Genomic DNA, 22,341 nt, shown 5'->3' with positions numbered 1-22,341 from the left:
CCGTCGACCTCCTCGCATCCATGGAGCTGACCTCCAGAGTTGCTTTATAGGACTAGCATGTCAAGCACGCTGGGCAGATGGAAGGCGCGGTGGCCGATGAAGCCGAGGAGCGCCGGTGGACCGTCGTGGAAACGGGAGGGCGCGCCGCGCGCGGCATACAGGTCCAGCGGGCAGCGGTGTAGCACATCGCCGGCCCCGAGCTCGCTCCGCCGACGAATCATCTGTGACCAAGTCCCCCGCTCAGGTCAATGTGCGCAGCGGAGATCCTGCGGCCCAAGCTGTGATGTCTTCGACCGCATCCCGGTAGAAGACCTCGTACAGGTCCCGGCTCACGTATCCGATGTGCGGGGTCACCACGGCGTTGGGCATGGAGCGCAGGGGGTGACCGGCAGGCAGCGGTTCCCGATCGAAGACGTCCAGCGCCGCACCCGCGATCCTCTTCTCTTTCAGGACGTCCATGAGCGCAGCCTCATCGACCACGGGCCCACGTGAGGTGTTGACCAGGATCGCCGTGGGCTTCATCAAGCGCAGCTCACGCTCACCGACGAGCCCGCGGGTCCGCGCGCTGAGCACCACGTGAATGCTCAGCACGTCCGCGCGTGCGAACAACTCGTCGCGTGAAACGGGAGTCACCCCCTTGGCCTGGGCGTCCTCCGGCCTGAGATTATGGCTCCAGGCGATGGTCTCCATGCCGAAAGCCCTGCCGATCTCCGCGACGCGGGTACCCAGCCGCCCCAGGCCCAGGACTCCCAGAGTGGCTCCGTGCAGGCTCGTTCCCAGCCCCACCTGCCAGCCGCCACGACGTACCGAATCAGCGTTCTGGGGAATCAGACGTGCCGCCGAAAGGATCAGCCCCCACGTCAGTTCAACGGTCGGATACGAGAAGTACCCCGTGCCACAGACGGTGATGTTCAGTCGTCCGGCGGCGTCGATGTCGATCGCCGCGTTGCCGGGGCCCGTGGTGACGAGCAGGGCCAGCTTCGGCAATTGGCTCAGTGTCGACGCCGGAAACGGCGTCCGCTCACGCATCGCCACGATGACGTCGTAGTCAGCCAGAGCCGCTACGACTGCCGCCCCGTCACCGAACGGCTCGTCGAAGACATCCACTTGAGCGTCCAGCGAATCCCAGTCCGCCAGACCCAGGGCGACATCCTGATAGTCGTCAAGGATCGCAACCTTCACAGCCAGTCACCAGCTCTCGTCATCGGCACTCCAGCCCTTCATAGCTACCAGGCGGAGTCGCCCGTCCGGCGCGCTTGTGCCCCTGACGCGCCGGATCCCCATCGACGGCTTCAGTCGTGTCCTGGAGACCCCGTGTGCGGCAGGCCACCTCACCTGCGAGCAGAGCCCGAACCGAAGCAAGCCCGACCGACGCGGCCGTCGACCGGCGCCGCGAACCCGGCGCCGGTCGTCGCGTCGACTTGGCCGGTCATTTCACGGAGCCGATAACGAGAGCAAAGGCAGGAACCCGAACGCACCCCCCGGCGGCGGACTTTCGTGCCGGAATCCGCGAGTTTCCCGGGCCGTCTCGCCGATCATGATTGGTAGCCTCCCCGAATGACTTCGATCTTCGATGAAGCCGTCCGCGCCCGGTTGCAAGCCCCCAACATCTGGTACGTCGGCACTGTGTTCCCCGACGGATCACCGCAGGTCAGCCCGATGTGGGTGGATCTGGAGGGAGAGGGCGAGCTGATGTTCAACACCTCGGTGGGCCGGGTGAAGGAGGAGAACCTGCGCCGCGACCCCCGCGTCTACCTCTCGCACGCGGACGCCGTCGACCCCTTCGACCGAGTGCAGATCAGTGGTGTGGTGTCCCGCTTCGTCGAAGGCGAAGAGGCGCACGAGCAAATGGACCGGCTGGCCCGCAAGTACCTGGGCAGCGAGCGCTTCGAGTGGATCATGCCAGGAGAGCGGCGGGTCGCGGTTGTCGTGCGCCCGGTCAAGGTACGGCACATCGTCGGGGTGGAGCGGTTCCGCCCCGGTGGCCCCGTCCCCGCTCCCTGACCGCAGGAGCGGGTCAGCGCCTGACTCGGTTCCCCCTGGCGTGACGAGGGCACGGCCTGCTCAGAGCGACCCGACGCGTGTGACCTGAGGATTTCAGGTTCCTGTCGACCGTGCCCCGGTCACGCATGGCTGTGGATCCCGGCGATACCGGTCAACGGGAAGGAGAGGGAGGCGATTTCACGTTCTTCCTCGCCGGCGGCGGGGCCATCGGGCAGGGGGACGGCTCGGATGTGACCGCCGAGGTCGGTGACGTAGCAGATACCGGCGTCCGAATCCACGGCGAGGCCGATGGCCTCCGCGAACCCGCGGGCCAGGATCTCCGGAGCGGTGCCTGCCTGCCCGGCCGCCGGAAGGGGCGCCCGGTTGAGGGTGTTGCCCGCCGGCGGCGCGCCGCGGTCGGTCCAGTACAGCCAGTCCCCTTCGACGTGCAGGTCGATCGGCTCGGGCAGTCCGCTCCACAGAACCTCGATGTCCGAGCGCCTCGCTGCGGTCTCCCCCGGAGGGATCTCGAGTCCGGCGCGGAAGACGCGGCCCTTGCCGCCTTTGGCCGGACCCTTCTGCGTCCAGTACAGGTGACCGCGCCGGGGGTCCACCGCCACGCCCACACACTCGTCCATCACGTCGCCGTCGCCCCGGTTGACGATCAGATCACTCAGGCCGCCGCCGTCCACACCGACCCTGCTGACACGGCAGCCCTCCCGGTCACCCCAGTACAGGACACCGGCACCGTCGCTTGCCAGCTGCTTGCCCGTGGTGATCGCTCCGTCGGCCACCACGTCGCGACTGCCGTTCCCGTCCAGGGCCACCGCGTGCAGGCCGCCGTTACGGCGGGAGAAGTCCTGAGCCGCCTCCCCCGTGCCCTTGGCGGGGTCGGTCGAGGGGACACCCATCGTGGTCCAGTAGATCGCCTCGGAGCCGACGACGACACCGTCCGGGTAGGCACCCGCATCCTCGACGACGGTTTGCACCCGGCCGTCGGGAACGCTGACCCGCAGCACTCTCCCGGGCACGGCCTGGAGCACCAGCAGCGCATCCCACATGACAACCGTTCCTCAATCAGTGAGCAGGAGTGAGTCTTGGACCCATTCTCGCTCACTGCGGACACCCCGAACGGTTGTGGATGTCCTGGTCGCCCGCGTTCGCGCCGCGTCCGGTGGCACGGATCGTGTCCGTGGTCCGGGGATGCGGGGGCGGGATCCCTCGCGCCCCGGGGTTTCCGGTCGGGCCTGGACGGTCCGATGCCCGTGCACATCGCTCTGGTGTGCACGGGGCGGTGTCGTCCGTCGCCGGATCGGATGCCCCAGGGCGCGTCTGCCGATCGCCACGGCCGCTGCCTCGTGGCGAGTCGTCTTACGGTTGGTGCTGGTCAGGGGCTTCTGCCAATGCTGGGCACCCCACTTTGAGGTGTACGCCGGATCCACCACCACCAGGGCCACGCCGAGGGTGGTGGCCATGGAGACGAGCCGGCCGCGGAGCCTGCCCGTGGGGATGCCGGAGATCAGCCGGCGGAAGCGTTTCCTGCGCCCGTGCTTCTCCCGGTTCTTCGCGTCGGTGAAGTCCAAGTCCTCCACCGCGATCGCGAGGTGAAGCTGGTGGGCCCAGTGCAGCAGGCGGATCAGGGCGTGGCGCAGTTGCGCATCGCGATGCGCCGCGGGTCCGGACAGGTCGTAGTCGAAGCGGCGCGGCGCGCCGACCGGGTTGCCGTGCCGGTCCAGGCGCCAGGCCGCGAGGTGGTCGGCGTTCATGTCCACCCCGAGCAGGCCGTGAGCACGCACCGCGTCCAGCGACAGCACCACCGGCGTGGGGATGCTCCAGGAGGCGGTCAGATACCAGCGCCCCCGCATCACATCCTCGTGGATGCGGTAGGCCACCGCCCGGCTGGTACTGACCCGGTCGCGCCACTCCTCGCCCCGGTGCGCGAACGCGACGCGGGCGGCGAGCACATACCGGCCGTGCGGCGCGTTCGCCAGATGGGCGAGCGGAGACGGGAGTTTGATGGACACCTCCCCGTCCGGACTGACCCGGATCGTCTCGTTGCCGAACCGCTTCCCCGATTCACCGTCGGCCTGCAGGAACCGGCGCGCCGCCCGCCACCGCTGCTGCCACTGTTCCTCGTCGAGACCGGCCTCCTGAAGGTGGTGGCGGGAGTTCAGCAGTCGTGCGCCGCCACGCACGACGTGCACGGTCCCGGCCTGCCAGTCGGCGCGCACCGCTTCCAGGCGGTCGGTGAGCAGGTGCAGGCGGCGGGACTTGGCGAACCACTCCCGCCGGGAGTGATAACCCCCCGGCGCCTTCCCAGTGCCCTTCTCGTCCAGCGGCAGCGACAGCCGATGCCGCAGCATGCGCACCCCGGCTTCCAAGGACTGCACGTGGGCGTGCTGGCCGCGCCGGGCCAGCGCCCACTGATCATGACTGGCTTTCGTGATCGCCCCGGCCCAGCGCGAAGAGCACTCCCCGGTCAGCGTCCGCTTACGCTCCGCCCACGCCTGCGCATCATGCGCGAGCCCGGCCGCACACCGGGCCCTCAGGTCCCGGGCGGCCAAGGACGCGAGATGCTCCCCGACCAGCCGCAGCACCCGCACATCCGTTTCGGTCAGCCTCCTGAGCCGGTCCCGTACCGCCGCCCCCGACGGGCCGGGCACCACGAACGGCGACGCCAGCTCCCGCAACCCGCCCACTACATCACCCCCACCCCGCACCCGATGTGATCGTCCAACCGTCCAACGACCCACACCGCACCAGGTCACGCATACGAGGCAAGAACATCGGTTCCCTTCACCCCCATCCCGTGACCGGCACAACCCTCCCGTTTACTCATCCACACTCACGCTCACTCGTACGCCCTCAACCGCCAGCAGCCGGAACCCCTGCTTCCTTCCAGGCGGCACCGCCCCCACACGGACATACGGGCCAGGACTCCCGCATGAGACGGCCGCAGGTACGGCGACGTGAGGAAGATGTCCGCTGCCAGCATCGGCCGGACCACGCGGGCCTGCCAGCGCAGCCATCCGCTCAGGGAACCCGGCACACCCTCGGGGAGCCCGCGGGTATCGCCCCACGAATCCGTGTCCGCGAACGCGTGTCCGTGGCGACCTCCGGACACGCGGGCCCCGCAGGGGGGCTGTCAGCGCGGGGTGGCGGTCAGTCCGTCGCGGATGAGGTCGAGGAGCCGTTCCGCCTGCTCGCGTTGGTCGGGTCTGGCGCAGGCCAGGGCGATGCCGGTGAGAGCGGTGAAGACGTCGGTGGCGCTCACGTCCGACCGCACGGCACCGGCGGCGACGCTTGGGCTCAGCAGAGAGGTCAAGGCCTCCAGAATCCTCTCGCGGCTCTCGGCGTACGGGTTGACGCCTGTCTCGACGACGGCTCGCAGGGCATCCGCCATGCCCAGCTTGGCGGTCGTGTAGTCGATGAAGCGGCCCATCCAGGCGCGCAGGGCGAGCTGCGGCGGCATGGTCGCGAGGAGCTCGGGTACGGCGTCACAGAGCTTGGCCAGCTCATTGCGGTAAGCGGCCTCGATCAGGACTTCCCTGGTGGGGAAGTTCCGGTAGAGGGTGCCCGAGCCGACCCCCGCCTCTTTGGCGATGCGTTCCATGTGCGCGTCCAACCCCTGCTCGGCGAAAACGCGCACCGCCGCCGCGAGGATCTTCTCGCGGTTGCGCTGCGCATCGGCACGCAGCGGCCGCCCTGCCTCCCTGGCCATCGACGACAAACTCCCTCGGATCGACTCGCTTGCTAAGTGGAGGCATCCCCACTTACATTGTCGGAACTGGAGGAGCCTCCAGTTCCACTGTAGGGCAAGACCTGACCGTTTCGCCTGCCCGAACGCGGCCGACGCCCTGCGCACACCCATGGCACCCGTGACGGGCCGAGAGAAGCGGCCGGCCGCCCCTCGCCCCGACAGGGCCTCCGCATCCAAGGAGCAAGAAGATGACTCTCCTCCTCGACGGCAAGGTCGCCGTCATCACCGGCGCGGCGAACGGAGTCGGCCTGGGCATCGCCCAGGAGTTCGCCGAGAACGGCGCCCAGGTCGTCATCACCGACCTGCGGAAAGCAGAACTCGAAGCCGCCGTCGGCAAGATCGGCGACAACTGCGCGGGAATCGTGGCCGATGTGACCAGCCTCGCGAGCATGGAGGCACTGTACGAGCAGGTGGAGGACCGTTACGGGCGCGTCGACGCCGTCGTCGCCAACGCCGGGATCGGCGCGCATGCCCCGCTCGGCGCGATCACCGAGGAGCAGTTCGACCACACCTTCGACGTCAACGCCAAGGGCGTCCTGTTCACCGTCCAGCCGGCGCTGCCGCTGCTGCCGCCCGGTGGCACCGTCGTCATCATCGGCTCGACGGCCTCCATCCAGCCGCCACGCGGCATGGGCGTCTACGGGGGCTCGAAGGCCGCGGTGCGCGCCTTCGTCCGGTCCTGGATCCAGGACATCAAGGGCTCGGGTATCCGGATGAACGTGCTCAGCCCCGGCGCCGTCGACACCGAGTCCCTGCGGCGCGCGCTGGGCATGGCACAGGGCGCCGACCAGGTCGACGCGGCCGTCCGGCACATGGGTGAGGGAAACCCGACCGGACGGATCGCCGATCCCCGCGAGATGGGCAAGGCAGCGGTGTTCCTCTCCAGCGACGCCTCCAGCTTCGTCACCGGCGTCGAGCTCTTCGTCGACGGTGGCATGGCACAGGTGTGAGGGGTACCATCCCCGCGGGCTGCAGGCATCCGACTGGTCCCGGACCTCCGCCGCAGCCGATGACCAAGGCCCTCCGCTGATGTTCGAAGGTGCCGGGTCAGGGCCGTGTCTACGACGGAACCCAGGCGGGCGGCCTTGGCGAGGAGTTCTCGGCCCATGGAGCGGCGACCTTCGGTCCACTCGTCGTTCTGCTGCTCGGCCAGGACCGCGCGGACGAGTCGGACGGCGGCGGTGCGGTCGGGGAAGATGCCGATCACGACCGGACCGTTGCCGCCGCCGGCCTTGGCCTCGTCACTGCTGAGCCGGCTCCGCTCGGCGGGCTGTGACGATGGCGCCCCACCGCTCGGCGAAGGCGCCCCACAACGCGCGCAGTCGTTCTTCCTGACGGGCGACATGAGCGACGACCGATGCCGGATCGAGGCCCAGTGCCCTCAAGGAGGCGATGTCGGAGGCACCCCAATTGGCGATGTCTCCGGCCAGGACTTCGGGATGGAACTGCACGCCCCATACGGCTGTCCCGATGCGGTAGGCCTGATGGGCGCAGCGTTCGCTGGTGAGGAGGGGGACGGCACTCTCGGGGAGGACGGACGTCTCCTCCCAGTGCCATTGCACGGCGCACAGGGGCGGGTTCGGGTCGGGGTTCGTGAGGGGGGCGAACAGTTCGTCGGTGGAGGCGGGATGGAGGGGTGTCAGGTCGCACAGGCCCACCTCCGGCCGGTCGGCGTGGCGGACCTTGCCTCCGCAGGCGACGGTGAGCAGTTCCATGCCGAGGCAGATGCCCAGGGTGGGCAGGTCTTGTGCCACTGCCTGGCGCAGCAGGTCGCACACCTGGGGCAGCCAGGGGGCCTGCTCGTCGTCGTAGGGGCCCATGGATCCGCCGAGGACCAGGAGTCCGTCGTAGGCGTCCAGTTCTCGGGGAAGGGCGTCGTCCGCCCACGGGCGGCGAATGTCGAGTGCAAGTCCCTGGGCGGTGAGGCGTTCGCCGACGTGGGCCGGGCCTGTGCCGTTCTCGTGCTCCACGACGAGCACGCGTGGCGCGTTCACAGGCGACCCGCCTCGACGATGCGGCGCAGGAAGGCGCGGGTGCGTTCCTGTTGTGGGTCGCCGAAGATCTGCTCGGGCGGGCCTTCCTCCAGCAGGACGCCTTGATGCAGAAAGCACACTTTGTGTGACACCTCCCGGGCGAAGCCCATTTCGTGCGTGGCCAGCAGCATGGTCATGCCGTCGTCCGCGAGTTCACGGACGATGGCGAGGACTTCGGCGACGAGTTCGGGGTCGAGAGCAGAGGTGATCTCGTCGAGGAGCAGTGCGCGCGGCTGTGTGGCCAGGGCGCGCACGATGGCCACGCGCTGCTGCTGTCCGCCGGAGAGCTGGTCGGGCATGCGGTCGGCCTTGTCGGCGAGGCCGACACGGGCGAGGAGTGTGCGGGCCCGTTCCTCTGCCTCGGCGCGGGGAATTCCCGCCACCCGTATCGGCGCGAGGGCGATGTTGCGTACGACGTTCATGTGCGGGAAGAGGTTGAAGTGCTGGAAGACCATGCCGACGTCGCGGCGGAGCCGGTCCACGTCGGTGCCCCGGCCGGACGCCACGTCGCCGCCGACCCGGATCTCCCCCGCGCTGATGTCTTCCAGGCCGTTGATGCACCGCAGCAGCGTCGACTTGCCGCTGCCGGAGGCGCCGATCAGGGTGACGACCTGGTGCTGTTCGACGTCCAGGTCGATGCCGCGCAGTACCGGGGTGTCGCCGTAGCTCTTGTGCACCGCGTCGATCTCGATGAATGCCATGTCAGGCTCCCTTGCCGCGCCGCTGCTCGCGGGCGACCAGTCGGTCCACCAGCCGGGCCTGCGGGATCGTGATGAGGACGAACAGCGCCGCGACCACGGTGACCGAGGACAGGTTGAAGTGGTTCGATGCGAAGATCTTCGACTGGTTGAAGGCGTCGATCGTGCCGATGACGTTCACCAGGGCGGTGTCCTTCTGCAGGCTGATGAAGTCGTTGAGCAGGGGTGGGATGACGCGGCGCGTCGCCTGGGGCAGGACCACGTGTCGCAGTGTGGCGCTCTGTGAGAGACCGAGGGAACGGGCGGCGGCGCTCTGGCCCGGGGCGACGGATTCGATGCCGGCCCTGAAGACTTCGGCGACGTACGCGCCGTAGGTGAGGGTCAGTGCGAGGATCGCGAACCACACCGGGCTGAGTGAACTGAGCAACGGCACTTCGGCGAGCGGCAGTCCGAAGCCGATCAGGTAGATGATGATGATCGCCGGGACGGCGCGGAAGCCGTCGATGTAGGTGGTTGCCAGGAGGCGCAGCGGGCGGCCGGCCCGGCCCGGTGCCATCCGGGCGAGGGCCAGTGCGAGTCCCCAGGCGAGGATCAGGACCTGCGCGACGACGGCGATGAAGAGGTTGGTACCGAAGGCGGACGCGGTCTCGCCGAAGCTGATGCCGATGACCTTGCCGTCGAAGAAAGTGCGTTGGACGGCACGGTCGTTGGTGCACAGGAACCAGACCGCGCCGAGCAGGACCAGGGCGGCAAGGCACCAGCCCAGTGTGGTCCAGGCGTCTTCGCGGGCCTCGGACGCGGCCCGGCGGGCATCGGTGCGCAGCTCTTGTTTCCAGGCCGCGGCGGCGGTGCGTGCCGAGCGCACCGCTCGCATCGCGGGCTTGAGCAGAGTGAGCACCGCGGCGGCCACCACGACGGCGCCGAGGACCACCGGCGTGCCGGCACCGGGCAGTACCCGGCTGACGGAAACGGCGGTGACGGCGGTCAGTATCACGGTGGCCAGGACGGCCGCCGTCGCAGCGGCGGCGAGTGGCAGGGCCGGCGGGGGCGGCGTGCTCTTGGAGGGATCGCCGCGCTCGGCGGTCAACAGGCTGGAGGTGATGGTCACTTGGTGCTCCAGAGCGGGATCGACTCCGGGTCGCCGCCGAAGGCCTTGGCCAGGTGGGTCGAGGAGAGCCCGTCGAGCGTTCCGTCCTTCTTCATCGACTCGATGGCACCGTCGAGGGCGGAGGCGTTCGCGCTGCCCTTCGGGTAGAGCGCTCCGTACGATTCGCCGGTCTTGTACTGGCCGATGACCTGGAGCTTGCCCTGGGATTCGTGTGCCTTGCCCAGCACGATCGCGACATCGGTGAGTGCGGCGTCGATCTGGCCGGCCTGGACGGCGGCCTGCAGTTCGACGTCTCCGGCGAACACCTTCGGCTGCTTCTTCGGGTGTAGGTGCTGGTTGACGAAGTCGGCGCCGGTGGTGCCCTGCTTCACGCCGAGTTGCAGGTCGGCGATGGTGTCCTGGGTGACCTTGGAGCCGGACTTGACGAGGACTCCGATGTTGGAGGCGAAGTAGGGGGCGGAGAAGTCGACGACCTTGCGGCGGGCGTCGGTGATGGAGATCTCCGCGAGCGCCATGTCGAAGTCGTGCGTCTTGCCGGCGACGAGGGCGTCGAACGACACGTTGCGCACCGTGAGTTTGGGCAGGCCGGCCCGGTAGGCGAGGTTCGCGGCCATGCAGTATTCGTAGCCGTTGTCGATCTGGGCCACGGTGTCGCCGTTCCACCAGCCGGGGCTGGGCAGGTCGCCGACGACGGTGAGGGTGTCCTTCTCGACGGTCTTCAGGTGGATCGAGCCGCGGACACCGGTCACCTTGCACTGGCCGTAGGTGCGGGACCCCTTGGAGTCGGTGGTGTGGGTCGTGGAGTCGCCCTCGCCGGACGCGGTGCCGCCGCAGGCGGTGAGGGCCGCGAGCAGTACGGCGCCGAGTGCGGGCACGGCGAGGTTGCGGATGGTGCGCATGGAGCTCCTCGGGGGAGGGACGGGGACCGGTGCTGCGCTACAGTGCCCAAAACGTTTTGGGTACGTCAATAGTCCGAGCTCAGAGAAACAAAAACGTTTTGGGTGACGGAGGGCGGGAACGACTTCCGTCTAGGCTCGTGGGCGCAGCCGCCGACGCCGCGACCGGGGACGACAAGGGAGGGCGAGAGTGGGCACGAACAGCCGCAGATCGACACCGGCCAAGGGGGCAGGCCGCCGCGTCGGCATCCGCGACGTGGCGGAGGCGACCGGCCTGTCCATCACCACCGTGTCCCACGCCCTGCGTGGCAAGGGCCAGATCGCCCCGGCCACCCGCGACCGGGTGCGCCGCGCCGCGGAGGAACTCGGCTACCGCCCCGACCCCGTCGCGCGCGGCCTGGTCTCCGGCCGCACCGGCATCCTCGGCCTCGTCGTCGGTCACATGTCGGACCGCCCCTGGGCGAGCACCTACCGCCCCTACTACGCCGCCTTCTCGGCAGGCGCCACCATGACCGCCGTGGAACGCGACTACGCCCTCGTGGTCGTCCCCGGCGACCCGGCCTCCGGTCTGTGGACACGGGTCCCCATGGACGGGCTGATCATCGTCGACCCGGTCCACGAGGATCCCCTGCTCGCCGACTGCGCACGCCGCGGCATGCCCGTGGTCACCGACGGACGCCCCATCGACCCCGGATACGACGGCGTCCCCACCGTGGAGAGCGACCTGGAGCACGGCATGGCCGAACTCCTCCGGCATCTACGGGAGTCCGGCGCGGCCCGCGTCGGCCTCCTCTCCGGCCCCGAGCCCGACGCCTACACACAGGACTGCGAGCGCCTCTACCGCCAGTGGTGCGCCGAGACCGGACAGGCTCCCCTCGTCGAAACCCCCGGGGCCTCGGAGGAACCCGTGGAGGCGGCTCTGCGCCTGCTGTCCTCCCCCGACCGCCCTGATGCCGTGCACGGCCTCAACGAGACCTACGGCCAGGCACTCGTCGTCGCCGCCCGCCGGCTCGGCCTCGCCATCCCCGACGACCTCATGATCAGCGTGATGCGGGAGAGCGCCGAATCCACCGGCGCCGCCGACTGGGACGTCCCCCTGACCGCCCTCAGCCTGGACGCCCGCGGCCTCGGCGCCCAATGCGTGACGACGCTGATCGAGGTGCTCGACGGCAAGCAGCCGGACAATGTGGTCGTACCGTGCGCGGTGGTCGTACGCGGCTCGACGCGTCGGGGCTGAGCGATGCGGCTCGGTCGGGTGCGGCGAACTCACGGGGTGGGGCGCCATGAATCACGGCAACTGGCACGGCACGGCCTGGTCTTCGAGGGGATCGTCGGCGCAGTCCGGCAGTGACGGGTGCGAGGAGAGCGCGGCCGTGGCGCTCTCCTCGACGAGTCTCTGGTCGCGACCCTCGCCACGCGCGCCGGGATGCTCGTCATGCCAGAAGAGAAACAGGAGGCCATGGGGTGGGTGGGTACGTCCGAGGGGCCGCCGGTGCGCCGGAGGCCCCTCGTCGCGTGTCATGGGTGCCGCCCGCCCTCCTACTGCTGGCCGGTGTCGTGGGCTGCGGTGACGATGAGATCCGTGACGGCTTGGGGGTGGGAGATCAGGGACACGTGTGAGGAGTTGATCTCCACTGTCTTGCGTGCGTGTGCGCGTTTGGCCTCGTACCGTTCGAGGCTCGGGTTGATGGCCCGGTCCTGTTTGCCGACGAGTACGTAGACGGGCTTGTCCCGCCAGGCCGCTTCGGTGAGTTTGTCGGTGAAGGCCGACTGTGCGATCGGGCGCTGTGTTGAGGCCAGCATGGCGGCCTGCTGCTGGGAGAGGTCCTGGGCGAAGGTGGCGTGGAGTTTGCCGGGCTGGATGTACACGTCGGTACCGGTGGTGCCGTCGCCGTTGCGGAAGGGGACCTGTTTCAGCGCCGTGGTGAGCGGGGCTGCCGCGAACTTGCTGGAGAGGCTGGCGAAGGACTCGCCCTTGTCCGGCATGATCGCGTTGATGTACACGAGTGCCTTGACGTTGTCGAGGCCGGCGGCGGCCTGCGAGATCACTTCGCCTGCGTAGGAGTGTCCGACGAGGACGATCGGTCCCTTGATGGTCTTCAGGAGGCTGTTCAGGTAGGTCGAGTCCTGGGGGATGCCGCGCAGGGTGTTGGGTGGGGCGATGACGTGGTAGCCGTCGTGCTGCAGGCGTTGCACCACTGCGTTCCAGCTGGAGCCGTCGGCGAATGCTCCGTGCAGGAGCACTATGGTCGGCTTCTGGCCCTGCGGGGCCTTCCCGAGATCGTCCGCGGCGTGGGTCGGCACCACGGTCAGGGCGGAGAGGACCGCCACTCCGAGGGCAAGTCGGCCCTTCCTTGATGCCCACATCCCAGAGGCTGTCATGTGCTTCCCCTTCCTCGGAGTAGTCCTCGGAGTAGAAGGTGAACTCGGCCCTGTCGGCGGCTGAGAAGAGTGCGGATCGCGCGGAAGACGCCGGCCGCAGCAGGATCCGGTCGACGACGCGAACCCGGATGTGAGCCTCCGGCACAGAAAGCGGATAGCCGACGTGAGGCGCTAGACCAGCGTAACCCCCATTTGACGGAGGTCAAGCCGAACGGTTAACGAGAGAGCGTTGAATTGCATCTTGCTTGCGTAATCATTTTCTGGTCCGGAATATTCGCGCCATCTCCATTGGATCCAAGTGCCACCAAAAGGCATCAGTCATGGGGCGCTTCCGCACAGAATCTGGGCGCCCCGTCACGATTCTTCACATATGCGGCCGGAGTGGTTCCGTAAAACGATTTGAAATGCCTGATGAAGTGGCTGGTGTCGGCGAAATGCCAGCGCGCGGCGAGCTCGGAGACGCTGGCCGTGCTTCCCATTCCGAGCAGGTCGTCGTGCGCCTTTGCCAGACGTCGTCGACGAGCGAACGCCATGACGGAATCTTCCGCCGCCGCGAACGACCTGTGCAGGGTGCGGACCGAGACGCCCACGATGCCGGCGATCATCGCGGGAGAGAGGTCGCTCTTGTGCACGTTGTCCTCGATCGCACTCTTCGCGACCTCCAGGATGGTCCGTGGATGGTCGCAGAGGGACGCCGCGGCGCGTTCGGCGAGCATTCCGGAAAACAGGCTGGCACAGGCGTTGAGTGCGAGATCCTGCGCGAAGGCGGACCGGTCCAGGTCGTGGGCGCTCCGCTCGATCATCTCGAGAAAGTTCAGGAGAAAGCGGACTTCGGGCGTCTTCACGTCCGCCACATAAGCCCGGTTGAACACCCTGGGCGAGTCGACACGTGAGACCAGCACCTGCCGGGGGATCGTGACGACGCGGATGCGCGTTCCCGGAGCGCATGAGAACCGCCAGGATGCCCTGGTGTCCCGGATGCAGACCTGACCGGGCCCCACGACGCTCTCACCGTGTTTGCCCAGGTACCGCAACGAACCCGACGCCACCAGGTCGGCCACGACCGGGTCCTGCTCCTGACCGCTGCCGGAGATCCCGGTCAGTGAGTCGCAGTAGACCTTGACCGACAGGAGGCTGTCGAACAAATGCCCGTTCGCGGCGAATTTGAACCCTCCGGCGGCCTCGGACCGCGGGACGGCCAGACCCGTCAGATGGCCGAACGGGCCGTCCTCCCACACCTCAAAAGGCCGTCGCGACTCCGCGATCTGGCGAGCAGTCAGATTCATGGCGGTGGTGAAGGCCGTCGAGCGCTCCGCGACGACCGACGGCGATTCCCGCTGGCCCGATTGGTCCACCGGCTGGATGTCACGTGCCTTCATGATTCTCCTTGACCCACATCGAGCCGTCTGCGGGCGGCTCGACGATGAATGTGGCCGTGTCAGGGACGCCGGCCCCGACGCGCGCGTCGCCTGCCGGCAGCGGAGGCCTCCCGCACGGAGGCGATGGTCTGTTTCTGCAGGAGGCGCAGCGCGTCGAGGTGGTCTGCTGTCCATACGATCCTGACTGCCGCGGAGGCGTCGTACCTGCCTCCGTCCGGGGTCAGATCACGGCGTAGGGCCTCCTTGAGTACGTCGTCCGCCGCCGGTGGACTCACTGTCCGAGGAGGAGTCGCCAGGCCCGCCAGTGCACGGCCAGAGGTCTCGAACCAGGCCACGATCGGCTCACAGGCGCCCAGGATCGCGACACGGGCGGCGGCTCGGTCCCCTCTGGGCTGGTGTCCCGCGCGCGACCACAAGTCGGCTACGGCGTCTCCGGTCAGCCGCATGGCGGAGACCGTGTTGACCAAGCAGGTCACCTTGGGCAGCGCGAGCCGCTTGGTGCCGCGCTCGGCCAGGTATCCACGGAAGGCGTCGTCCAGTCGCCGAGCGGAAGCCGAGGCCGTCCACCTGTCCTCACCTGCGGAGGCCGAGGGCTCCGCCCAGCCGTCGCAGCGCATCAGCCCGGAGGTGACGGCGCCATGCAGGTACTGGGCGGCGTCCTGGAATGCTTCGCACAGCGCCTGACCCAGCGCGGAGCCTGCGCCCCGTGGCCAGAAAAGGCCCCCCACGACCAGGCTCACCGCGCATCCGAGCGCCATGTCCTCGATCCGGACCAGTCCGACCTCCCACCCGATGGGGTCGATGATGCTGAAGAGGATCAGCAGGACGACGGTGAAGCCGGCCTGCCCGGCTGTGAAGGACGTGACGGATGGTTCAAGCCCTATCAGCACGATCGCGAACGGGAGCACCACCCGCAGGGCGACGGGATGGGCCCCGAGCGCAAGGATGACAGCCACAGCGATGGCGAAGCCGATGACGGTTCCCAGCAGTGCGCGACCGACGGTCTGACCTGTGTTCACGGCATTGGAGCGCAGCACGGCCAACGTGCCGAAGACGACCCAGAACGAATGGCCCACGCCGCTGAGCTGGGCGAGGACGACAGCAAGACCGAGAGCGGCGGCACCTCGCAGGCTGTTGTGCAGCCACACGGAGTGGCGGTCGAGGTGTGCCGCCAGGCGATCACGTGCCGATGACAGGGCGGGGGCCGTGTTCACAGGGCGTTCTCCGAGCAACCGCTGCCACCACATGCGTTGCTGTGCCGCCACGGCGAGCTCGATGTCCGTGGCAATGGCCGTCACGATGAAGCGGATTCTTTCGGCGCGGAAACCGGGCTCCAATGAAGCGATCAACGCGGTGACCGGCTCAGACGCCGTGTCAGGTACTGTCCCGGTCGAAGCCTGGGCCGACTTGGCCGCAAGCGTTTCGGGGAGTGAGCCGGTCATCGCTTCCTCAAGTCGTGTTCCCGCTGCCTCCAGCCGACTGATGTCAGAGGCCAGGCCGTGAAGTGGGCTCGTACCGGATCGCAGGAGTGACGCTCCGCGGTCAAGGACCGCTGCTGCGGCGAGTTCGACGTCGCACACCACTGACCAGCTCAAAGGGTCCTGTTTCTTCGGCTGGGCCTGTTTCAGGACGCTGCCGAGCCAGAAGACCTGGTCGACCAGTCGAACCAGGGCCCTGGCCGTCGTGGACACCCCCGTGGGACGGTACGGGGTCGCGTAGAAGGCCTTCCGAAGAGCGGCGGCAGCGTTGTCCGTCTCCTGCGCTGCCGCGTCGAGTGCCGGGGTGCGCGGGACGGACGCACGGACGCAGGAGGTTTCGGCGCGCAGGCGTCTGGCCAGCACGGCGCATGCACCGGCGAGGGAGGTGCGCAAGGGTTCGCTGACCGGACGCGGCCACATGACGGCGACCGCGGCGACGGTTGCCGCTCCTCCGAGGGACCAACCGGCCATGCGGTCCGGGATCGAACCCACCGGCCCGATCAGTGTGGCGGGAAGCACGAAGCTGACCAGAAGTGATGTTCCCGCGCCGGCCAGAGCGGAGCTGATGACACCGGAGAACAGAACGACGAACGCGACCAGGAAGGTGGCGACACCGGCGAGCCAGACCAACTGGCCGGCCAGGCTCCCGAGGCACACCAGCACCGTGGAGGTCAGGACCAGGCTGAGCTGCTGAGCCACCCGTTCACGTATCGGGCCGCCGAAGTCCACGAACAGCATCAGCACCATCGGGCCGAAGGCCGCGAAGACCGCCATGGCCGGGTTCCCGATGACGAGGTACGTCAGCGCGAAGAGCGAAGGCGTGATGATCGCGACGCGAAGTGCACGCCGCAACGCCGACAGACCCGGGTCATGCTCGCGCACCCGCGCCACCACCGGGCTCCCCGCCGGAGCCTCGCGACGCTCCGGGCGTTCGGTGCTGCTGGTCTTCGCCGCGTCATCGCGGCTCGTCGTGCGGAACATCAGGACGGCCGGTGACGTGCAGCGGCTGCGAGAACACCTCCATGGAGGACACCCCTCTCCCTCGCAACGGCGCCCGTCGAATGACGACGCCGGCCACTGGCGTCACCAGGAGGTCTGGTTTTATCCATGACTCGCCTTCGGTGGGCCTCAGCCGCGCGCATCGGCTCAGCCCGTCACGAAAGGGATTTCAGCATCTCTTGGGCAAGTGGGCCCGATGACGCAGGGTTCTGCCCTGTGTACAGGTTGCGGTCCACCATTGTGTACGGCTCCCAGGCGGGCCCGCGCGAGTAGTCCGTGGGAAGTTTCTTCAGCTCGTCCTCGAGCAACCATTTCGCCTTGTCGGCGAATCCGACTCCCGCTTCCTCCTCATTGCAGAAGCCGGCCACACGGTACCCCGCGAAAGGTGTGTTGCCGTACTCGTCGCGCGTCGCGAGGATCGCGGCCGGAGCGTGACAGACGATGCCCAGCGGCTTACCGGAAGCGAGTGCCCTGCGCAGGAAGATCCCCGAATCGGAATCGACCGCGAGATCCTCCATCGGTCCGTGGCCGCCGGGGTAGTAGACGGCGTCGAAGTCATCGACCTTCGTGTCCTTGAGGACGACCGGATGACGCAGTTCCTCGGCTTCTTCGAGGACGGCTGTCAGCGCGAGCATGTTCTCCTCGCCACCGGTCATGCGAGGCTGCAGGCTCATCGTGTCGACGACAGGGATGACGCCGCCCGGGGTCGCCACGGTGATCTCGTGACCGGCCTCCTTGAACGCGCTGTAGGGGGCCGCGAACTCCTCGGCCCAGTATCCTGTTGGATGCCGGTGGCCGTCCCGCAGGGTCCAGTAGCTTGCGCCGGTGACCACAAAGAGAACTCTGCCCATGATCCCCTCCTGGTGCTGTCACACGCGAGACGATGCGCCGATCGAAATCCCGACCAATTCTTCATAGGCGGTTGACCGGCGCTTGTCGCCTACGCTACTCCGAGGCGGGATGAGCGGCAACGCAATCTCTACAGACCTGTCGCAAACAGGAGCATTTGGCATTCACATTCAACAGCTGGCACTCATATTCAACCTGCCAGAAATTCCAAACGCCATCGAATTGACGCGTCGGATGTCGGGCTCTTCTGATGCACCCGCTGGGCTCATTCAACACAGCGCGTTGGGGCGGCGCCGGGTGCGACACGAGAGGTTGTTCCGTACGGGGCTTGAGCTATGAGGGCGAGGGCCACGTCATGCAGTCGGGCGATGCCGGGCATGGCCTGCGGATCCCCGCGGCGAACTACGCCGCTGCCCTCGGGCACATGGAAGACGAGCTGGTTCCACTCCCCCGTGTACGCGCCGGAGTCCATCTGCCGACCGCGTTCGGCAGATGGACATCCTCAGGCGAGAGCGAGCTGGGCCAGGTCAGTATCGAGCTGCTTACCAGTTGGCCGGCTGCGGGTACGAGTTACCCGGTTGCGAGCCCGAGTTGCCCGGCAGCGGATACGAGTTGCGAGGCCAGCCCGAATCACCCCGCTGCGGGCCCGAGTTGCCAGGCTGCGGATACGGGTTGCCAGGCCAGCCCGAATCACCCCGCTGCGGGCCCGAGTTGCCAGGCTGCGGATACGGGCTACCCGGCCGCGGATACGAGTTGCCCGGCTGCGAACCCGAGCCACCTGGCTGCGAACTCGAACCACCTGGCTGCGAACCCGAGCCACCCGGCTGCGAACCCGAACCACCCGGCTGCGAACCCGAACCACCCGGCTGCGAACCCGAACCCGGCTGCGAACCCGAGTTGCCCGCCTGCGAACCCGAGTTGCCCGGCTCTATGGTGAACGAGCCGTTGTCCAGCGCCCCCGGCGCATAGCCGCCACTGGTCAGCGCCTGCGGTGCCATGGTGTCCATCGACTTTCCGTCCACGGTGACTTGGGTGAAACGCACGCTGTCGATTTCCGGATAGGCCTGGTTGGGCGACTCGATGACCGCCTCCGCGCTGACATTCTCCGCTTGAATCGTCTTCTTGACGCGCTTGGTCCAGCCCTTGGTGTTGTTGGTCAGGGCCAGCGAGTAGCCACCCGCGCCGTCGGAGGTGACCGACGCGGTCATGCTGTCCCCCTCGGAGACCGGATCCTGCCAGTACACCGGTGGGGCCGGATACATCTCGTACCAAGCGGTGTTCACCGGGGAACCGCTGGAGCAGTCGGTCTGCACCCCGACCTGCTCCACCGTGCGTGAGCCCCAGCCGTCCAGCCCGACCCAGGGGGCGAACACGTCCTTGCTGGAACGGCAGACGACATGCGGCTGGGTCCACGAGCCGGTGATCTTGGCGAAGCTGCCCTGGGCAACATAGCCGCCCCAGTTCGAATCGCCTGACTGAGGCTGGGCCGTGGAGTCGAACCGCACAGCCGGCATCGCGGCGGCTGCGGAGGCCGCCGGGGAAAGAGCTGTCGCGGCGAGAACCAGCCCTGCTGCCGCGAATGCGGCCGGGGTGCGCCGTGTAGTGCCTGCGCTGCCTATTCGCATCACGATGACCGGTCTCCTTGCGAGATGTGGAACTGAAGTCGGGTGGGAGGGGACCGTCCGTGCGGACGGTCCACGGGGACTGGTGGTGGCAGTGCCGTCCGGAAGACATCGTGCTGCCGACCCACGTGACACGAACACGCCGTAGGGGCGGCGAGTTGCCGACGAGCCACTTGGCTCGTCGCGCGGCTGTAGCCGTTCGCCCACAGGACCGGCGACGCTGCCGGCATTCGACGGGCGGTGTCGCGCGGCGTCGTGGGCTCCGGCCCGTTGGCGACTTGCTGGGATATTTCATCCCACTGATAGCGATGGCAAGTGCTTTGTGACGGTCCTCACCACGTCGCTTCGTCAACCCGTTGCCGGAGAGACAGTGGGCGTTTTGGGGGAGTTAGTAACGTTTCAATGCGTTATGACTGCCCGTAAGAACCGTCATATCGGACATCAAGGGGCTGGCAAGTCCGGACTCTTGGCGCCCAGGGCGCCACTCTCGATCGAGCCGGGCGATGCCTGCAGGTCAACCGCACCCCCCTGTGCACCAATTGCGTAAATATGGACAAACGCCCTAAAAGTCCTTCTGGGTGGCTATCGTGCAGAATCTTCCAGTTCTTCAGCCGGGACAGCACGTGTTCCACCCGGGCTCGGCCCTGCGGTGGATGGTGTTCTCCGTCTCTCGCCGGGGGCCGAGATGTCTCTGGCCACGTCGTCTGCGGTGCGGGATGAACAGGCCAGTGCCCTGATAGCCGCCGTCGGCGATGACCGGGGCTCCGCGACAGGCCCGGTCGGCACCGGACGCCGTGAACGCCCGGCGATCGTTGCGGCTGCCGGGCATCGGGGGGCCGATCGTGACCACCAGGCGACTGTCGGCGTCGATGACGACCTGCAGGTTGGTCGAGCAGCGGTAGTTCTTGCCGGAGGATCCCCTGGCTCGGCCCGAATACGGGCCAGACCGACCCACGGCCGGCGGTCCGCGATTCAGCCGTCATCGGAGCGCGAGCCGCCGGCCGTGCTCACCTCAGGCAAAGGGCGGGCAGGGCGGCAGCGGCCGCATCCACCGACGGCACTGTGGAATCAGGGTGTGCGGACCACCGTGTCGGGATCCTCGGCCTGCTCCCGTAGGAAACTGGCAGGCTGGTCCACAAGGTCGATGCACTCATGAAGGCTCGGCCGCGGCGGGTCCATGCGCTCACGCAAGACCGCGATGGCGTGCGCGTGGCGACGAGCAGTGATCGGTTCGTCTACTTCCGCTCGCGCTTCGGGTGCCAGTCGGCTCCACGAGGAATCATCCACCCGCACACTGAGCATCTGGAGTCGGAGCCACAGCAGTCCGTCAGTCCTTGTAGTCGGGGCACGTTCGGTCGAGCAGGCGCAGCAGGGCCGACCAGGCGAGTTCGTAGGCGTCGTGGTCCTCGAAGTCCGAGGCGGCCTCGCCTGTGAGCTGTCGGGCCGTGTATTCGCAGACCTGCGGGGAGGGCAGGACGAGCGGAGTGCCGCCTGCCTGGGCGGTCACCTGGATCTCGCAGGCCTTCTCCAGGTAGTACATGCGCAGGAAGGCCTGGGCGGCGGTTTCGCCCACGGTGAGGAGGCCGTGGTTGCGCAGGATCAGGGCGGGGTGCCCGCCGATGTCGGCGACGAGGCGGCGCTGTTCGTCGAGGTTGAGGGCGACGCCTTCGTAGTCGTGGTAGCCGACGCGGTTGTGGAACTCCATGGACATCTGGTTGACGGGCAGAAGTCCCTCGCGCTGGGCGGCGACGGCGCAACCCGCCTTGGTGTGGGTGTGCAGGACGCAGTGGGCGTCGGGGCGCGCGGCGTGGATGGCGCTGTGGATGACGAAGCCGGCGGGGTTGACGGGGTGCGGGGTGGGTTCGACGGGGTTTCCGTCGAGGTCGATCTTGACCAGGTTGGAGGCGGTGATTTCCTCGAAGAGGAGCCCGTAGGGGTTGATGAGGAAGTGGTGTTCGGGTCCGGGCAGCCGTAGCGAGATGTGGGTGAAGATCAGGTCGGTCATCCGGAAGTGGGCGACAAGGCGGTAGACGGCGGCCAGTTCGCGGCGCAGCCGCCATTCCCCGGCGAGTGCCTCGCCGGGGGCGGTGGCGGGGGTGGGAGTGGAGGTGGGGGTGGCGAGGGCGTCGGTCATGCGGTGGCTCCCTGGGGTGTGGGGTCGATGACGGGGGTCAGCGGTCGGCCGGTGCGGTGCCAGGCGATGACGTTCTCGGCGGGTCGGCAGACGTAGGCGCGGCGTGAGGTGTCGGACAGGTAGGCGCTGTGCGGGGACAGTTGGATGCGGGGGTGGCGGCGCAGTGGGTCGTCGGTGGGTGGTGGTTCGACGGGGAAGACGTCCAGGGCGGCTCCTGCGAGCCGTCCGGAGTCGAGGGTGTTCAGCAGGGCGCGGGGGTCGACGAGTTCGCCGCGGGAGACGTTGACGAGGAAGCTCCCGTGGCGCATCCGCCGCAGCAGGGCCTCGTCGACCAGGTGGTGGGTCGCCGGGGTGAGCGGCACGTGCAGGGACAGGATGTCCGAGGCGGCCGCGAGGCCGGCGGGACTGTCGTAACGTTCCACGCCGGTGGGCCAGTTGGCGGGGTCGGTGTGTGGGTCGTGGGCGGCGACACGGCCGAAGACGGGGGCGGCGAGTGCCGCGAACGTGCGGGCGATGCGCCCGAGTCCGACCAGGCCGAGGGTCATTTCGCTCGCTCGGCGCGGGAGCCGGGTCCGCTCGATGAAGTCGGTGTTCCAGCCGCCCGAGCGGACGACGGCGTCGGCCTGCGGGAGTCCGCGCACCAGGGAGAGGGCCGAGGCCAGGGCGTGGACGGCGACGTCCTCGGTGGCGGCGTCGGGCAGGTTCGTCACCCAGAGTCCGCGGCGCCGCGCCTGGCCGGTGTCGATCATGTCGTATCCGGCGGACATGGTCGCCAGGATGCGCAGCCGGGGCAGTCGGTCGAGCAGCGCGGCGTCGATGCGGGCGTATCCGACGACGAGGGCTACGGCGTCCCGGGCGGCGTCGGCGATGACGTCGGGGTCGCGGGACTGGGCGACGCGCACGGCGAATCCGGCTTCCTGAAGCAGTCGTACGCCGGGCTCGGGGTCGAGGTCCTCGGTGTCGGTGAAGACGGCGAGGGGCCCGTTCATGCCGTCCACCTCCCCGCGAGGCAGATGATTC

The 22,341-nt window shown here is 68.4% G+C and carries 18 protein-coding genes and 2 pseudogenes; 3 read left to right on the top strand and 17 right to left on the bottom strand.

Annotation, left to right across the window (positions count from 1 at the left end):
* Nucleotides 1-240: 240 nt before the first annotated feature.
* Nucleotides 241-1,182, bottom strand: a complete 942-nt coding sequence (locus ACWD5D_RS31570) for a D-2-hydroxyacid dehydrogenase family protein (protein WP_451376191.1) — start codon at nucleotides 1,180-1,182, stop codon at nucleotides 241-243.
* Nucleotides 1,183-1,557: 375 nt separating this feature from the next.
* Between ACWD5D_RS31570 and ACWD5D_RS31565 the strand changes: the two genes are divergently transcribed.
* Entirely contained in the window at nucleotides 1,558-2,004 is a 447-nt protein-coding gene (locus tag ACWD5D_RS31565; protein ID WP_451376190.1) for a TIGR03618 family F420-dependent PPOX class oxidoreductase, read from the top strand.
* A gap of 119 nt (nucleotides 2,005-2,123) precedes the next feature.
* Here the strand turns inward: ACWD5D_RS31565 and ACWD5D_RS31560 are convergent, their stop codons facing one another.
* The 3 genes from ACWD5D_RS31560 to ACWD5D_RS31550 form a co-directional block, all read right to left on the bottom strand.
* On the bottom strand, nucleotides 2,124-3,044 hold the full coding sequence (locus ACWD5D_RS31560) for a hypothetical protein (RefSeq protein ID WP_451376189.1): 921 nt from the start codon (nucleotides 3,042-3,044) through the stop codon (nucleotides 2,124-2,126).
* Nucleotides 3,045-3,056: 12 nt separating this feature from the next.
* Nucleotides 3,057-4,682, bottom strand: coding sequence for an IS200/IS605 family accessory protein TnpB-related protein (locus ACWD5D_RS31555; protein ID WP_451376188.1), 1,626 nt, complete (start codon nucleotides 4,680-4,682; stop codon nucleotides 3,057-3,059).
* 446 nt (nucleotides 4,683-5,128) lie between these two features.
* Nucleotides 5,129-5,704, bottom strand: a complete 576-nt coding sequence (locus tag ACWD5D_RS31550; RefSeq protein ID WP_451376187.1) for a TetR/AcrR family transcriptional regulator — start codon at nucleotides 5,702-5,704, stop codon at nucleotides 5,129-5,131.
* Between the two features lie 227 nt (nucleotides 5,705-5,931).
* On the opposite strand from ACWD5D_RS31550, the gene ACWD5D_RS31545 reads away from it, so the two are divergent.
* A complete protein-coding gene (locus tag ACWD5D_RS31545; protein WP_451376186.1) occupies nucleotides 5,932-6,693 on the top strand; it encodes an SDR family NAD(P)-dependent oxidoreductase in 762 nt (253 codons plus the stop codon).
* Nucleotides 6,694-6,797: 104 nt separating this feature from the next.
* Here ACWD5D_RS31545 and ACWD5D_RS31540 read toward each other — a convergent pair.
* The 5 genes and pseudogenes from ACWD5D_RS31540 to ACWD5D_RS31520 form a co-directional block, all read right to left on the bottom strand.
* Nucleotides 6,798-6,947 (bottom strand): annotated as a pseudogene (locus ACWD5D_RS31540) (IS256 family transposase); the annotation flags it as partial.
* Between the two features lie 37 nt (nucleotides 6,948-6,984).
* On the bottom strand, nucleotides 6,985-7,737 hold the full coding sequence (locus tag ACWD5D_RS31535; RefSeq protein ID WP_451376185.1) for a type 1 glutamine amidotransferase: 753 nt from the start codon (nucleotides 7,735-7,737) through the stop codon (nucleotides 6,985-6,987).
* Complete coding sequence (locus ACWD5D_RS31530; protein ID WP_451376184.1) at nucleotides 7,734-8,477, bottom strand: amino acid ABC transporter ATP-binding protein; 744 nt, start codon at nucleotides 8,475-8,477, stop codon at nucleotides 7,734-7,736. The genes ACWD5D_RS31535 and ACWD5D_RS31530 overlap by 4 nt, the downstream gene beginning before the upstream one ends.
* Nucleotide 8,478: 1 nt before the next feature.
* A complete protein-coding gene (locus tag ACWD5D_RS31525; RefSeq protein WP_451376183.1) occupies nucleotides 8,479-9,582 on the bottom strand; it encodes an amino acid ABC transporter permease in 1,104 nt (367 codons plus the stop codon).
* Nucleotides 9,579-10,481, bottom strand: a complete 903-nt coding sequence (locus tag ACWD5D_RS31520; protein WP_451376182.1) for an ABC transporter substrate-binding protein — start codon at nucleotides 10,479-10,481, stop codon at nucleotides 9,579-9,581. The genes ACWD5D_RS31525 and ACWD5D_RS31520 overlap by 4 nt, the downstream gene beginning before the upstream one ends.
* A 187-nt stretch (nucleotides 10,482-10,668) precedes the next feature.
* Between ACWD5D_RS31520 and ACWD5D_RS31515 the strand changes: the two genes are divergently transcribed.
* Nucleotides 10,669-11,715, top strand: coding sequence for a LacI family DNA-binding transcriptional regulator (locus ACWD5D_RS31515; RefSeq protein ID WP_451376181.1), 1,047 nt, complete (start codon nucleotides 10,669-10,671; stop codon nucleotides 11,713-11,715).
* 302 nt (nucleotides 11,716-12,017) lie between these two features.
* Here ACWD5D_RS31515 and ACWD5D_RS31510 read toward each other — a convergent pair whose 3' ends face one another.
* The 8 genes and pseudogenes from ACWD5D_RS31510 to ACWD5D_RS31475 form a co-directional block, all read right to left on the bottom strand.
* Nucleotides 12,018-12,860, bottom strand: coding sequence for an alpha/beta fold hydrolase (locus ACWD5D_RS31510; RefSeq protein WP_451376180.1), 843 nt, complete (start codon nucleotides 12,858-12,860; stop codon nucleotides 12,018-12,020).
* A 314-nt stretch (nucleotides 12,861-13,174) separates the two neighbouring features.
* Nucleotides 13,175-14,239 carry an AraC family transcriptional regulator gene (locus tag ACWD5D_RS31505; protein ID WP_451376179.1) on the bottom strand — a complete coding sequence of 355 codons (1,065 nt, stop codon included), beginning with the start codon at nucleotides 14,237-14,239 and terminating at the stop codon, nucleotides 13,175-13,177.
* A 59-nt stretch (nucleotides 14,240-14,298) separates the two neighbouring features.
* Entirely contained in the window at nucleotides 14,299-16,698 is a 2,400-nt protein-coding gene (locus ACWD5D_RS31500) for an FUSC family protein (protein ID WP_451376178.1), read from the bottom strand.
* Between the two features lie 173 nt (nucleotides 16,699-16,871).
* Entirely contained in the window at nucleotides 16,872-17,567 is a 696-nt protein-coding gene (locus ACWD5D_RS31495; protein WP_451376177.1) for a type 1 glutamine amidotransferase domain-containing protein, read from the bottom strand.
* 540 nt (nucleotides 17,568-18,107) lie between these two features.
* Entirely contained in the window at nucleotides 18,108-19,070 is a 963-nt protein-coding gene (locus tag ACWD5D_RS31490; protein WP_451376176.1) for a G1 family glutamic endopeptidase, read from the bottom strand.
* 686 nt (nucleotides 19,071-19,756) lie between these two features.
* Nucleotides 19,757-20,100, bottom strand: a pseudogene (locus ACWD5D_RS31485) (transposase); the annotation flags it as partial.
* Between the two features lie 414 nt (nucleotides 20,101-20,514).
* Nucleotides 20,515-21,321: a class II aldolase/adducin family protein gene (locus ACWD5D_RS31480; RefSeq protein WP_451376175.1), complete on the bottom strand. Its 807-nt coding sequence runs from the start codon at nucleotides 21,319-21,321 to the stop codon at nucleotides 20,515-20,517.
* Nucleotides 21,318-22,310, bottom strand: coding sequence for a C-terminal binding protein (locus ACWD5D_RS31475; protein ID WP_451376174.1), 993 nt, complete (start codon nucleotides 22,308-22,310; stop codon nucleotides 21,318-21,320). Before ACWD5D_RS31475 ends, ACWD5D_RS31480 begins: the two co-directional genes overlap by 4 nt.
* Nucleotides 22,311-22,341: the final 31 nt, after the last annotated feature.

This window comes from Streptomyces sp. NPDC002520 (genome assembly GCF_053595235.1).
This window is presented reverse-complemented; position numbering and strand designations above follow the sequence as displayed.